Source organism: Christiangramia echinicola DSM 19838 (genome assembly GCF_000423065.1).
Lineage (GTDB): Bacteria > Bacteroidota > Bacteroidia > Flavobacteriales > Flavobacteriaceae > Christiangramia > Christiangramia echinicola.
In genome coordinates, this window is sequence record NZ_AUHG01000011.1 from 836,308 (window position 1) to 852,015 (window position 15,708).

The window sequence follows — 15,708 nt, forward strand, 5'->3', positions numbered from 1 at the left end:
AACAATAGAACTGCCGGAAATGAAAATTTCCGAATGCTTTCTATTGCTATCACGATTACGCGTATTACCCCTTTTGGGGTCCTTACTATATAATTTCCGTCCGCACCAGTATATTTAATTTTATATAAATCTTATAAACAATTTCAGTTATGTATATCCTGAAATTTGGTGGTTCATCTTTGGCCACCTCAGAGCGCATTAAGCTAGTCTCTAAAACAATTCAAGAACACTTAAAACAGGATGCTGTGATTTCAGTATTTTCGGCATTTGGGGGTGTTACCAACGATCTATTGTTGATGGCAGAACTAGCGGCTAAAGAAGATCTAAGTTACAAGGAAATCCTCGAAAGAAACGAAAAGAGACATCTGGAAGTGGTTAGGGATCTTATTCCTGTGACCGCTCAAAGTAGTATTCTAAGTAAGGTCAAGAATCAGTTCAATAGACTGGAAACTCTTTATGAAGGGGTTTATCTTTTAAATGAACTTTCAGATAAGACCAGGCATGTAATCTCCGGATTCGGTGAAATTTTAAGCTCATTGATCATTGCTGAATACTTTAAAAGTCTGCAACTTGACAGCCTTTTTACAGATACAAGAGAACTGATTGTTTGTAAAAATAATAATGAAAAGGTTCTGGTTAATTACGAGGTCACCAATTCCAACCTGAAAGAATTTTTTAATAGCAATAAAGCCGAGTTCTATATTGTTCCAGGTTTTGTGGCGAGAAACGATCAGGGGGTACTCAGTACATTAGGCAGAGGTGGATCAGATTTTACCGCGGCTATTATTGCCGGAGCTCTGGATCTGGATAAAGTCTTAATTTATACTGATGTGAACGGCATGTTCACGGCCAACCCAAATCTTGTACCGCAGGCTTATTCCCTCAAAGATATCTCTTATGAAGAGGCGATGGAGCTTTCTCATTTTGGAGCCAAGGTGCTTTATCCTCCAACATTACAACCTTTGCTGGATAAGAATATAGAGATCCATATAAAAAATACCTTTGACCCGGAACATCCCGGGACGGTCATCTCAAAATCCAGTAAGAAAAATTTTCGCTGGGTAACCGGGATCACTCATATAGACGCTATTAAACTTTTGAATATTGAAGGTAGTGGAATGGTGGGCATTCCAGGTTTCTCTAAAAGGTTTTTTGAAATCCTGTTTCAGGAGCATATAAATGTTGTTTTGATCACCCAGGCTTCTTCTGAACATAGTATCTGTATCGCCGTTAAAGCTGATGAAGCTGAAAAAGCGAGGGAAGCTTTAAACGAAGCCTTTGAAGCCGAAATAGCATTCAAGAAAATCAAACCGGTAGAAATTGAGGAAAATGTTTCTATTATCGCCCTGGTCGGAGATAGGATGAAAAGCCACCATGGTCTAAGCGGAAAAATGTTTAGTGCTCTCGGGAATAATAATATCAATATAAGAGCTATAGCGCAGGGATCTTCAGAAAGGAATATATCTGCCGTCATCGCCAAAAAAGATGTCACTAAAGCTCTTAATACGCTTCATGAGCAGTTCTTTGAAGTGCCTTCTAAAGAATTGAACTTATATATTACCGGAGTTGGAAATGTAGGTAGTAAATTGTTAGAGCAATTGAAAAAGCAGGAAAGCTACTTACTTGATAAATTAAGATTAAAAGTGCGGGTGCTGGCAGTTTCAAATTCCAGGAAGATGCTTTTTAATGAAGATGGGATAGATCTCAACAATTGGAAGAAATCTCTGGAAAATGGGGAGAAGGCCAATAAGAAAACGTTCTTTCAAAGAGTTAAAGAATACAACCTTCGTAATAGCATTTTTGTAGATAATACTGCAAGCCCTGATATTTCTGAATGGTATAAGGAATATCTGGCGAATTCAATTTCGGTGGTGACCTGTAATAAAATTGCCTGTGCAGATGCATTTGAGAATTATGAAAATCTGCAAAATCTGGCCCGGGAATATGGAGCCTCTTTTATGTACGAAACTAATGTGGGAGCTGGACTACCAATTATAGATACTTTACAGAATCTGATGGCTTCTGGGGACAGGATCAGGAAAATTCAGGCGGTACTTTCAGGAAGTTTAAATTTTGTATTCAACAATTATGATGCTACAGAACCATTTTATAAAGTAGTAGAAACTGCAATGAAAGAAGGTTTTACCGAACCAGATCCTAAGATAGATCTAAGTGGGGTAGACGTGGCCAGGAAAATATTGATCCTTTCCCGTGAAAGCGGACATAGATTAGAACTGGAGGATATTGAGAGAGATAATTTCCTTTCAGAAGAAAGTCTCAATTCAGAAAACAATGAAGAATTCTTTAGATTATTGAAAGAAGATGAACCAGAGTTTGCTAAAATTTATAAAGATGCAGTGAGCGAAAAGTCAGAATTAAAATATGTGGCTCAGTTGGAAAACGGCCAGGCAAAAGTCGGACTTCAAAAGGTAGGTGAACATCATCCTTTTGCCAATCTTAGCGGAAGCGATAATATTGTGCTGTTCTTTACTGAAAGATATCCTGAGCAACCTTTGATCGTTAAAGGAGCAGGAGCAGGAGCAGATGTAACGGCCTCAGGGATCTTCGCTGATATTATACGAATAGGAAAGAAGTAGTTATGGAAGAATTAAAGATTTTCGCGCCAGCAACTGTAGCTAATCTTTCCTGCGGGTTTGATGTACTGGGATGTTGTCTGGATTCTGTTGGCGATGAAATGCTCATTAAAAAGAATGATCTAAAGGAAGTAAGAATTACAAGAATTACCGGTCAGGACTTACCTATGGAAGCAGATAAGAATGTAGCAAGTGTAGCTGTAAAAGCGCTGTTAGAACAAATAAAATCAGACCAGGGATTCGATATAGAAATTGATAAAAAGATCAAGCCGGGAAGCGGAATAGGTAGTAGTGCTGCAAGTTCTGCAGGAGCAGTGTTTGCGGCGAATAAACTATTAGGAGAGCCTTTTAAGAATAAGGACCTAATTTCTTTTGCCATGCAGGGAGAGCTTCTGGCCAGTGGGAATGCCCACGCAGATAATGTTGCTCCGGCCTTATTAGGCGGTTTTAGCCTGGTTCGAAGTTATTGCCCACTGGAAGTTTTAAGCTTACCGGTACCTGAGGAATTGAGGGTGGTCATACTACATCCTTTGATCGAAATCAAGACTAAAGATTCAAGATCCATCATTAAACAAAATGTAAGTTTAAAGTCGGCGATCAATCAATGGGGAAATTTAGGAGCTCTGGTAAGTGCACTTTATACTGAAGATTATGATCTGTTAGGCCGAAGTTTACATGATGATATAGTAGAGCCGGTAAGATCTATTTTGATCCCGTATTTTAAGGAGCTGGATGAACTGGTAACTAAAAATGGTGCTTTAGGTTTCGGGATTTCAGGATCAGGGCCTTCAGTTTTTGCTTTATGCCGGGGTGATGAAAATGCGAATAAGGTTAAAAATGTCATTTCAGAATTTTATTCAGATAAAGAAATTGACTTTGAATTACACCTTTCATCTATTAATAAAAAAGGAGTGAAAATCTTATGAGGTATTTCAGTTTAAATGATAGAAGTCACACAAGTAGTTTTGAAAATGCAGTGGTTAAAGGCCTGGCACCAGACAAAGGACTCTATTTCCCGGAAGAGATCGTAAAACTATCTGCTTCGTTTATTAAGGATCTGCAAAATTTGGATAAAACAGAGATCGCCTTCCGGGCTATAAAGGAATATGTAGGAAGTGAAATTCCAGACTCAGGCCTTATAGATATTATCAATGAAACCCTGGATTTTGAATTTCCGGTGGTAAAAATTACCAATGATATAGGCAGTCTTGAATTATTTCATGGTCCTACCCTGGCTTTTAAAGACGTGGGAGCGAGGTTCATGGCCGGTAGCCTGGGTTATTTTATTAACAAAGGTAATTTAGGAAAGATCACTGTTCTGGTAGCAACATCAGGGGATACTGGTGGCGCGGTAGCAAATGGATTTCTTGGGGTAGAGGGAATAGATGTGGTAATTCTATATCCTAAAGGAAAAGTAAGTGATATACAGGAGAAGCAGCTAACCACTCTAGAGCAAAATATCACCGCCATAGAGGTAGATGGAGTTTTTGATGACTGTCAAAGAATGGTTAAACGTGCTTTTTTAGATACTGATATTACAGAAAAGCGCAAATTAACTTCTGCAAATTCTATTAATGTGGCCAGGTGGTTGCCTCAGATGTTCTATTATTTCCTTGCCTATAAACAGCTTCAGGGAAAAGATAAAAAGCTGGTTTTTTCTGTTCCAAGTGGTAACTTCGGAAATATATGTGCAGGGATGCTGGCCAGAGAAATGGGATTGCCTATAGATCATTTTGTAGCAGCCAATAATTCTAACGATACAGTCACTAATTATCTGGAGACTTCAGAATATAGATCAAAACCAAGTGTTCCAACCATTTCTAACGCTATGGATGTGGGAGATCCAAGCAATTTTGTTAGGGTACTGGAATTATTTGATAATAAATATTCCTCTCTAAAGGATGCTCTATCAGGATATAGCTTTGATGATTCCCAAACTAAAGAGGCAATTAAGGAGGTATATTCTAAAACCGGATATATAATGGATCCTCATGGTGCAGTTGGCTACCTGGGACTTCAGGAATATTTAAAAGGTAAGAAAGGATATTACGGAACTTTCCTGGAAACAGCACATCCAGTGAAGTTCCTGGATACTGTAGAAGAAGTGATTGGTAAGAAAGTTGCGATTCCTGATTCTATCAAACATTTAATGGATAAAGAAAAAAATTCCCTTCAAATCAGCAGTTACGAAGATCTAAAGGGATATTTATTAAGTTAGTGGCTTGTTAATATTTCGCTGGCTCTTCTCCCGGAAGCGTATTTTGAATAAAGATTCGTAGATCATCATTCGCTTTTTTGAGATCCTCGCTTCTTAAATACATCATATGGCCGCTTCGGTAACCTTTAAAGCTTAAGCGGTCTTTCATTTTTCCACTTGGATCCAACTGCCACATAGAATATTTAGCATTGAAGTAAGTAGTAGCACCGTCAAAATATCCAGACTGGATCAACACATCAAGATTCTTATTTTGAGCCATGGCCTGTCTTAAATTTTCTCCGCTATTATTCCCGCTTCGATCCCAGGGGTGAACAGGTCCAAACATATTGTACTTAAGATCTGTCTTAAAATTAAGCTCTTCTCTAAGGTAATGGTTTATGGCAGGAGTGAAAGAATGTAACCAGGAAGTAAGCTCAACATTATAATCTGGATTATCTCCGGCTTCTTTTGCATCCAAACCTCTATATCTTGAATCAAGGCGTCCTACCGTAAATCCTCCTTCTTCTCTTAAAAGATCTTTCCAGAAATATCTGAATGGAACTTCTAAATTATTCTGAAGGATCACTTTTTTATCGATTCCAGAGTAGTAAGCCATTTTTTCAGCAACCTCCTGTTTTTTGGAATTATCCATAAAACCTCCTTTTACCAATGCAGGTAATAACTCATTTATCGCATATTCTTCAACTTCAGGTAATAGATCATCGAGATCTCTTTGCTGCAATTCTGCTGGTAATGCCTTGTGATACCAGGCTGCAGCAGCAAAATAAGGTAATCTGTTAGCTACTTCCACCGGACCTTCACGATCTAAACCAATTTCAGTAGGAGAAACAAGAATAACTCCGTTTAGATACATCCACTGGCTGTCCTGTAATTCTAGTGCTAATCCAGAAACACGAGTTGTCCCATAACTTTCTCCAATAAGGTATTTAGGTGATAACCATCTGTTCTTCCTGGTCACAAAAGTATTAAGCCATTCCGCTAAATATCTGATATCTGCCTGAACTCCGAAGAATTTCTCTCGATCAACTTTTCCTTCAGCATTAGGAATAGCTCTGGAATACCCAGTATTCACAGGATTTACAAAAACAATATCTGCTACATCTAAAATAGAATGCGGATTGTCTTTAATTCCGTAAGGCTGAATAGGAAAACCTTCGTCATCGATTTTCAAAACACGTGGCCCCGTATAGGCAATGTGCATCCAAACCGATGCAGATCCCGGTCCTCCATTAAAGGAGATCACTAAAGGACGATTTTCGGTATTTTTTATTCCGCTACGTTTGTAATAAGTGTAGAATAAACTGGCTATAGGTTCTCTATCGTTATTCCAAAGTGGCATAAAACCGGTTTCAGCGGAATAGTCTATAGATTTTCCATTGATATTTACTGAATGTTGTGTAGTAACTGCAGTATCTGTGGGGATCTCTACTTTCTGTGCATGGACAGATAACAGAGGTAAAAGTCCCAGGATAATAATAAATGAAAGTTTCTTCATTTGGATTTAATAATTCTGAAGGTTAAAAATTAGTCTTTATTATTTAAGTTTTCATCTCTAAAAATTATAACATAACTTAAAACAATGGCACCTGCTGCAGCTAGTAAAAAGAAGAGCATGGCCAATCCTGGATAGCCGAAAATGGTAAAATCTGAAGGCACCTGCATTAACATCGAGGCTCCAATGATCATGGCCGCTATTATCAACCCTAAGGTTATACGGTTGGCAACTTTCTGAAATCCATCGGTTACCCGTTTTTCATCTATAGCATCAATTTTAATCTTGAATTCATTATTAGCGAGGTTTTCAGAGATCCGGTTCATTCTTCCCGGCATATTCTCCACGAAATGTTTTGTCTCTATGAGAGTACTAAAGAAATTTTCAGGCTTAAGCTCTGTAAGCATCTTTTTGCGCATGATCTCATGCACATTTCTCTGTATCGCTGCTCTAAGATCGAATTCAGGATCTAGCATGGCAACAATCTGGTCGAGATTTAAAAGTATCTTACCTAGAATATTGATCTCAACCGGTAATTTTATATGGGTGGCTAAGGCTAGCCTGTTAAGCTGAATAAGGATCTTTCCTGTTTGCAGGTCTTTAGCGACACTGTTTTCACTTTCCATGATAACATCGCTAACCGTCTTCGCAAATTCCTTTTTTTGAGATTCTTCGGTAAGTTCACTCATTTTCAAGAGCGAATGCGCGGTCTTTTCTCCATTGCTCTGGCTTATAGCCAGGAGTAACTCTATAAGATTTTCCTGTAGCTGAGGGGTAAATCTTGCTACCATTCCCAGATCTATAAGAGCGATCTGGTTATTTTCTGTGAACTTGATGTTTCCAGGATGAGGATCAGCGTGTGCGAAACCATCATTGATGATCTGCTGTAAATAGGCTTCTACTAATTCTTCAACAAGTTCAGAAAAATCATTTTCCATTTGTCTTAATGGAGATAGGGAAGTGATCTTTTTACCACTTACAAATTCCATAGTTAAAACTCTAGCGGAACTATAGTCATCTACCGGAGCAGGAATGATGAGGTTTTCGTATTGCTCGAGATTCTTTTTTAAAGTTTTTAAGTTTTGAGCCTCTTTTTTATAATCCAGCTCATTTAAAAGAATTCGCCTAAGTTCAGCGAAAACTTCATCTATAGCATAGGTTTTCGCAGTTTCAAGATGTTTTACTGCAAGCGCGGTCAACTCATCCAGGGTATCCAGGTCATCTATAAATTGTTTCGCGATACCAGGTCTCTGGATCTTAACTGCAACCGGTTTACCTGAGTGAAGCTCTGCACGGTGTACCTGGCCAATTGAGGCACTGGCCAAAGGTTTCTCCTCAAATGATTTAAAGGCCTTAGAGATCTTAGTTCCTAATTCCTTTTCGATAATTTCTTTAACCTCCTCGAATGGTACCGGGGAAACATTATCCTGCAAATGAGATAATGCCTTAAGATATTCGTCTGGAAGTAGGTCTGGCCGGGTAGAGAGTAACTGACCTAATTTAATATAGGTAGGTCCCATTTCCTTAAGATCTTCTACCAGTTCTTCTGGAGACTGATCAAATTGATGGTCATCCTCCTCCTCTTCAGAAAGGGAATTATTCATTGCTACTGCACTGGTTTGCCGAAACAGGTCACTGTTCCAGTATTTCAGCATAAAATGAATGAACTTATAATAACTCTTGATCTTATCTGGCGTATTGCTCATTAATCACGATAAATGGTTAGGGTTCTAAATTTATAAAATTTAGTGAGACTTAAATGAAAGCAAATTATTTAAATGATTAATATTATTTGGATGACCAAATAAATAAAGCAGATCACCCTGCTCAATAACCGTATCTGGAGAAATCTCTGTAAGGTAGCGACGGTCACGATGAATGGCTAATAAGGTAACTCGGTAGTTTTTTCCGATACCTGATTCCTCAATTGTTTTACCAACGATCTGGTGATTATTACGCTGCACCTTTAAGGTTACGATCTCACGATTTGGAATATTTAAATGCTGGAGAGCCGGGGAGTGCGGGCTCTTTTTCATGGAAGTAAGCATCTCATAATCTGAGGATCGAATCTGGTTGATAAACTCCTGAATTTCATCAAATGGGACCAGGTATTTTTTAAGAACCCTGGTAAAGATCTCGATAGAAGTTTCAAACTCTTCGGGAACCACTTCATCTGCACCCAGTCTCATGGCATCTTCCATATCTCTCACATACTTGGTTCTTACGATAATAGTAGCTGTTTGAGTGAATTGCCTGATGCTCGTTAGCATTTTTCTGGTTGCACCAGGATCTGATATGGCGATTACGATTACCCTGGCCTCCTGAATATGGGCATGTTTTAAAATTGTAGCTTGTGTGGCATCCCCGAAAATTATAGGTTCGTTGTTCTTTTTTGCTTTTTCGAAATTCTCGGGATTCATGTCTATGATCACGTAAGGTATTTCGGCTTTTGTCGCCGCTTTAGAGATATTTGAACCATTTATCCCGTAACCGATAAGCACTAAATGATCGTGCAGGTTTTCTTCTGAAAATTCCTCTTCAGCCTGCGAACTTTTCTTAATATTCTCGAGCCTCTTTCTTACTGCCGGTGGAATTGGAGCTTTAAGAATTGCATAAGTCATTCGGGGGGCAGAAGATATTAAGAATGGTGTAATTCCCATGGTAATTATAGATATCGCCAGGAAATACTGGTAAATATTTTCAGGAATAATACCGCTCTCTTTACCAACTCCTGAAAGTAATAAAGAGAATTCCCCAACCTGGAATAAACTGAATAAAGCAAGAAATACAGTTCTGGCAGGATATTTCAGAATTATAACAGTAATACCAACTACCAGCATTTTAAGTAGAATAACCCCAATAATTAAAAGAGAAATATTCAATAGGTTGTTAAAAAAGAATTCAAGGTTAAGTAGCGTCCCAACCGAGATAAAGAAAAAGCTTATAAAAATCTCCCTGAAAGGTAATACGTTGGCAGTAGCCTGATGACTATAATCAGATTCAGAAATAATAAGTCCGGCGAAAAATGCACCAAGAGCCAGTGATAGTCCTACGGTAGAAGTAAGCCAGGCTACGCTAAAACAAAATACAACTACCGTGAGTACGAATAATTCCTGGTTTTTAGTTTTTACGACCCAACCAAATATTTTTGGAGCAACATACTTTGCAAGAATGTAAACGATGATCAAAACGAGAATGATCTTAAGAGCCATTATGGCGATAGTTGAAAGTATATTCGGAGTTTCCCCGGCAAGAAGCGGGGTGAACAACATCATGGGGACGACAATGATATCCTGAAATATTAATATTCCCAGTCCTATTTTTCCGTGAGGTGTAGAAATCTCACCCCTTTCCTGTAATAATTTTAATACAATTGCGGTACTACTTAAACTAAAAAGAAAACCCAGGAAAATTGCGGTATTCATCGGCAAACCTAAGAAGGTTGATATCGCTGCGGTGATTAGAATGGTTCCACCAACCTGTAATCCTCCTCCAAGGAAGATGATCCTTTTAATTGAGGCAAGACCCTTAAGGGAGAGTTCGATCCCAATCACAAAAAGTAAAAATATTATCCCGATCTCAGATAGTAATTCTACCTCATGCTGAGAGCTAATAAGGTTGAATGCGTGAGGTCCAGCGATAATTCCCGCGATTAAAAATCCAAGGATCGCTGGTAATTTCAACCGGTTAAACGCAAGGATTATCACTATAGATAAACCTAAAATTATAACTATATCCTGCAGGATAGGTATTTCCATGTTTTGGTTGGTTTGTTGGAATTTAAAGATAAGAAGTTAAATAAGCTTATTCATATAAGATCAAAAAAAAGCGGCAGGATTTTCCTGCCGCTTAGTAATATGATTTAATCTATTATTTAGCCTTTAAGCCATGCATTTCGAAGCTCAATTTGATCTCCATCTGCATTCTGGATCTCTACATAGGTTTTTTGACTATCCATTGGGGTAGTGATCTTTCCTTCTAATTTCATTTCTTCGCCATCTCTGGTAATGGTCATGGTGATATCATCACCTTCACTCCAGGACTGGCTGGCCATAATTAAGTCGTAGACATTCTGAATATTATATTCAGTTCCATTAATAGATTTTATGGTATCGCCTCCTTTAATACCTAGTTCTTTTAAAAAGGTATTTAATTCGATATTGTCTCTGAAAACGATTTCCATCGTTTGTTGATTTCCGGTGATATAAGGTGTTTGTCCTTTGATGAAAAAACCAACCTCATTCATAATCTCGTCTTCTTTAAGACCAACTTTATCAAAAAACTCATCATAAGGGATTGGGGTTGAGCCACTCACATAAGTGTCGAAGAACTCCTGGATTTCAGGATAGGTAAGTTCTACTATTACCGGGATAAGGTTGTCATCTTCAAATGGTCTATCCTTCCCGTATTTGCTGTTCAACTTTTTCATGAGGTTGAGAATTCCCATTTTTCCTCCGCTAAGTTCCCTTAAACGAATATCTAATGCCATCCCAATTAGAGCCCCTTTCAAGTATACATTATAATAGCTGTCTTTATATTCATCATCCAGAATATTCTTGCTCATTACGGTAAAAGGAACTGTATCATCAAACCTTTTAGAAGTATTGATCTTCTCGACCATTCTATTGTAGAATTCCTGATTGTTGATCAATCCCTGATTCACCTGAAACAGGTTTGCAAAATATTCAGTTACCCCTTCATACATCCAAAGATGCTGGGACATTTTAGGATCATTATAATCAAAGTAATGCACTTCATTGGAGTGAATTCCAAGTGGAGTGATAATATGAAAGAATTCGTGCGAAACAATATCTGTCATGCTTTTATCAAGCGCTTCTGCTTCCATAGATTCGGGCATAACCACTACCGTTGAGGTATGATGCTCGAGGGCTCCAAAGTTCCCGGCATTACCTTCTCCCGGAGAATCTGAAAGATAGACCAGGATCGCATACTTATCTGTACTGTTGATATCACCTAAAAACTTTTTCTGACCACGGATCATTTTTTCCATTTCCGGCTTCAGACTTTGAGCAGTATGCTTCTTATTAGGTGAATATACACTAACTAAAACCTGCATATCCTGAACCATGAAACTTGTGGTGTCTGGTGAAGAATACATAATTGGGTTGTCTATAACCTCAAAATATCTGTCAAGATTATAGATATCGGTTTTGCTATTCGCATCTTTTCCGGCGATGGTTTTGTCGATCGTTAAAGAAGTACCGGCAATAAGATCTGAGGGTCTTAATATTTCAAGACGAAACTTCTTTTCTTTCATTTGGTCAAAATAGCCAACGAAACCGTGAAGATTTAAAAGAAAATTTTCATCTTTTAAGATATTAGTTCCCGCCATGGAATAAACTCCACCTTCATTTTCCCAGTCAAAAGAATCATTAACCAGGTACATCACCTTGTCCAGATCCTTCGCATTTGCAATGGTATAGCTGTTATCATCAACTTTAGTTACGGGAATTTCATTGCCCTTGTAATCTATAGCTTTGAAGTCTTCTGCAAATTTCCCGTAGTTATCTTCAGAATATGTACCGGGAACAGTTCTAGGTATATTGAAAGTTGTTGTTTCTACGGTAAATTTATCTGGATCTACAGTTACCCAAACCTTATCGTTTTCTACATCCACAAGATTGATGCTCGCAACAATAGGTTGTTCCGGTTGTGGTTGAGTTACATTTTGAGTTTTGCAGGCGAAAAGCAAAGACGCCGTTGCAACTCCCATTAATATTTTTTTCATGAATATTAGAATTTTAAATATTTGACTAAGGAAATATTAAAAAGTTACAGTATATCCTCAATTTTTTGCCGCCTGTTCATGCTTTGTTAATAATTTGATAACGGGTAATCGTATTAATTTCGGTTTCTTGCAGCGCGTAAAACCATACAACACAAACACATGAAACAAAAATTACATTCGAGCTTAATTTTCTTAAGCTTTTTACTTTTTACCACTCTTGGATTTTCCCAGGCAGTGTGGATCAATGAATTTCATTATGATAATGACGGAAGTGATGTAAATGAAGGATTTGAGATCGCCGGGCCTGAAGGAACAGATCTTACCGGATATTCTGTAGTTTTCTATAACGGAAATGGCGGTGGAGAATATACCAGTTCAACTTTAGATGGTATAATCCCAAATAAACAGGGTGGTTATGGAATGCTTGCTTTTATCAAATCTGGTATCCAGAATGGACCAGATGCATTAGCTCTGGTTGATCCTTCCGGAACAGTTTTACAGTTTATTAGCTATGAAGCTGAAATTACTGCTACCGATGGGCCTGCAATTGGAATTACCAGTACAGATGTTCTGGTTGAAGAGGGTAGTAGTACTCCTGCTAGTTATTCTCTTCAGCTAGAAGGCGCAGGTCAGGACTATTCAGCATTTAGCTGGGTCTCTCCTGCAGAAAGTACATTTGGAGAAATAAATAACAACCAGGATTTTGGAGGAGAGATCGTAGATCCAGAGCCAGAACCCGAGCCGGAACCAGAACCAGCGAACAGTATTGTTTTTATCAATGAGATCCATTATGACAATGCAAGTAGTGATACTGGAGAAGGAATTGAGATCGCCGGGACTGCCGGAACAGATCTTTCAGCATATAGCATTGTGCTCTATAATGGAGCAGATCAGGAAGCTGATGATACTATAAATTTATCGGGAATTCTTCCTGATCAGTTAGGTGGTTATGGAACTCTGGAATTCTTTATTTCAGGAATCCAGAACGGTTCTCCTGACGGTATTGCTTTAGTAAAAGGAGATGAAGTAATTCAGTTCTTAAGTTATGAGGGAGATTTTACGGCAGTTGATGGTCCTGCGGCAGGAATGCTTAGTACAGATATTGGTGTGGAAGAATCAAGCTCAACGCCTGCAGGTTATTCTCTTCAGCTTAAGGGTGAAGGAAGCTATTACGAAGATTTTGAGTGGGCTGCTGCTGCTGCTATAAATACCTTCGGAGAAGTAAATAATGATCAGATCTTTGTTTTACCAGAACCTGTCGTTTTCATTAATGAATTACATTATGATAATACGGGAAGTGACTCTGGAGAAGGTTTTGAAATTGCTGGTACTGCCGGTACAGATCTTTCAGAATACAGCGTTGTTTTTTATAACGGAAGTGATCAGCAAGCTGATGATACCGTAAATTTAACCGGAACTCTTCCAAACCAGGATAATGGTTACGGAACATTAGAATTTTATATTTCTGGAATTCAAAACGGAGCTCCAGATGGTTTAGCTCTTTTCAAAGGAGATGAAGTTATTCAGTTCTTAAGTTATGAAGGTTCATTCACTGCAGTTGATGGACCAGCTGCCGGTATGTTAAGTACAGATATTGGAGTAACGGAATCAAGTTCAACCGCTGTTGGATATTCTTTACAGCTTACCGGAGAAGGAAAAGTGTATGAAGATTTTGTGTGGAGCGAGGCTATGGTTAATACCTTCGGAAATGTAAATACAAATCAGTCTTTTGGCGGAACTGTTGTTGAACCGGAGCCAGAAATTACTGAGCCTATTACTATTGCTGAAGCACGAGCTTTAGATCTTGGCGATAAAGTGATCGTAGAAGGTGTCTTAACAGTTTCAGATCATTTAGGTAATACCGCTTATATACAGGATGAAACAGGCGGAATTGCAATCTATGGTGATCTTGTAACCGAGGCAGGTCTTTATCAAATTGGAGATAAATTAAGAGTAACAGGTTCTAGAGCCGTATTTCAGGAAAGCCTTGTTCAGATCTCAGATCTTACAGAGGTTGAATTGATCGCTGAAAGTGAAGGTAATGTTGCACCTTTAGATATAACACTTGCTGAATTAGACCAGCACCAGGGAGAATTAGTAAGAATCACTGATGCAAGTTTCATTACAGATCAAATCCTGTTATTCGAAACTACTACCTATCCTATTTCTGATGGGTCTGCGGAAGCAATTCTATTTATAAACTCTGCAACTAACCTGGTTGGACTTGCTCAACCTGATTCTTGCCAGGAGATCATTGGTGTGGTTGGAAGTTTCCGTGGCACATCACAGTTAGTTCCAAGATTTATTCAGGATCTTCCATGTGCAGAAGAATATGATGCTAACAATGGGATTGATATCGCTTACGATCAAACACTGGACGTAGTAACATGGAACCTTAAGTTTTTCGGATTTTATGAAGAAGGAGGAAGAAAAGCTCCGGCGCCAGAAGCGATTCAGAAGGAAGCAGTAAAAAATGCAATTATCGCTCTGAATGCAGATATCATTGCTGTTCAGGAAATTGTAAATGTAGATTTACTCGAAGAAATGGTAAATGAACTTGAAGGATATGATTTTATTATGTCTGATGCGGTTTCTTATCCAAATAGTGACGATACTAGTTTTGGTACTCAAAGAGTAGGATTTATTTATAATTCTGAGGTGATCCAGATCAATGAATCTAAAGCATTGCTTGAAGCTATACATCCTTATTATAACGGAAATGATTCTAGTTTTATAGTAAATTATCCAACAGGAGACAGCAGTCAGCTTTGGGCCAGTGGGCGTTTACCCTTCCTTATCGAGACAACCGTTACACTAGACGGAGAATCTAAAGATTATAATTTTGTGGTTGTTCATGCCAAGTCTGGAGACAGTGGTGATGATTATCAGAGAAGAGAGTATGATAACGCTGTTTTAAAGGATAGCCTGGATGTATATTACGGAGATAAGAACCTAATGTTACTAGGTGATTATAATGATGATGTAGATCAATCTATTTCTAGTGGTTATGCTTTTGAGAGTTCTTATTATGAATTTATTGATTCTGAAGATTACTGGGTGGTGACTAAAACCTTAAGTGAATCAGGTTACAAGTCCACCGTGTCTTATCCTGATATGATAGACCATATTATGATCTCAGATGAATTGTATAATAATTATGTAGAGAACAGTGTTGCAGTGCGTTATGATCTTTATAGCTCAGAGTATTCTTCTACAACCTCAGATCACTATGCGGTATCTGCAAGATTCACCTTATTCGATATCAATGAGACCGGGAAGAATAATCCTCAAATGGTTCAACTTTGTTTTAATGGTAAAGCTATTTTTGTTTCGAATAATGCGGTAGATGCGCTACTTGCAAAAGGAGCCGTAAAAGGAAGTTGTTCTGAAAATGAGGTTGCGGTATATGCGGCTCCTAATCCGGTTGTATCTGAAACGACTATCAATGTTGAAAATTTCAAGACAGGCCAGGCTTATATGATTGTATATAGCTTAAGCGGAAATGTAGTTTTTACTGATAAAATACAAGTGAAGAAAGGTAAATCTGCTTATGAATTCAATATGAGCGGGTACAATCCCGGAATCTATATTGTTGAAGTTAAAAACAGTTTCGGACAGATCACCTACACAAAAGTGGTGAAAAAGTAAACGAAAA

At 38.2% G+C, this 15,708-nt stretch carries 8 protein-coding genes; 4 read left to right on the forward strand and 4 right to left on the reverse strand.

Annotated features, from left to right (window positions below; genetic code table 11):
* Positions 1–149 precede the first annotated feature (149 nt).
* Genes thrA through thrC form a run of 3 tightly spaced genes read left to right on the forward strand, consistent with a single transcriptional unit; the run spans position 150 to position 4,812 of the window.
* A complete protein-coding gene (thrA, locus tag G530_RS0108865; RefSeq protein ID WP_026934192.1) occupies positions 150–2,597 on the forward strand; it encodes a bifunctional aspartate kinase/homoserine dehydrogenase I in 2,448 nt (815 codons plus the stop codon).
* A gap of 2 nt (positions 2,598–2,599) precedes the next feature.
* The gene (locus G530_RS0108870) at positions 2,600–3,520 is read left to right on the forward strand and encodes a homoserine kinase (RefSeq protein WP_026934193.1); all 921 of its coding nucleotides are present in this window, start codon (positions 2,600–2,602) and stop codon (positions 3,518–3,520) included.
* Positions 3,517–4,812 carry a threonine synthase gene (gene thrC, locus G530_RS0108875; protein ID WP_026934194.1) on the forward strand — a complete coding sequence of 432 codons (1,296 nt, stop codon included), beginning with the start codon at positions 3,517–3,519 and terminating at the stop codon, positions 4,810–4,812. Before G530_RS0108870 ends, thrC begins: the two co-directional genes overlap by 4 nt.
* A 7-nt stretch (positions 4,813–4,819) precedes the next feature.
* On the opposite strand, the gene G530_RS0108880 is transcribed toward thrC, so the two are convergent.
* The 4 genes from G530_RS0108880 to G530_RS0108895 form a co-directional block, all read right to left on the reverse strand.
* Positions 4,820–6,307, reverse strand: a complete 1,488-nt coding sequence (locus G530_RS0108880) for a S10 family peptidase (protein WP_026934195.1) — start codon at positions 6,305–6,307, stop codon at positions 4,820–4,822.
* 29 nt (positions 6,308–6,336) lie between these two features.
* Positions 6,337–8,010, reverse strand: a complete 1,674-nt coding sequence (locus tag G530_RS0108885) for an AarF/UbiB family protein (RefSeq protein ID WP_026934196.1) — start codon at positions 8,008–8,010, stop codon at positions 6,337–6,339.
* 39 nt (positions 8,011–8,049) lie between these two features.
* Positions 8,050–10,062, reverse strand: a complete 2,013-nt coding sequence (locus G530_RS0108890; protein ID WP_026934197.1) for a monovalent cation:proton antiporter family protein — start codon at positions 10,060–10,062, stop codon at positions 8,050–8,052.
* A gap of 116 nt (positions 10,063–10,178) precedes the next feature.
* Positions 10,179–12,053: a M61 family metallopeptidase gene (locus G530_RS0108895; RefSeq protein ID WP_026934198.1), complete on the reverse strand. Its 1,875-nt coding sequence runs from the start codon at positions 12,051–12,053 to the stop codon at positions 10,179–10,181.
* A 159-nt stretch (positions 12,054–12,212) separates the two neighbouring features.
* Here G530_RS0108895 and G530_RS0108900 point away from each other — a divergent pair, with 159 nt between their 5' ends.
* Positions 12,213–15,701: a DUF5689 domain-containing protein gene (locus G530_RS0108900; RefSeq protein WP_026934199.1), complete on the forward strand. Its 3,489-nt coding sequence runs from the start codon at positions 12,213–12,215 to the stop codon at positions 15,699–15,701.
* The last annotated feature ends 7 nt before the right edge of the window (positions 15,702–15,708 follow it).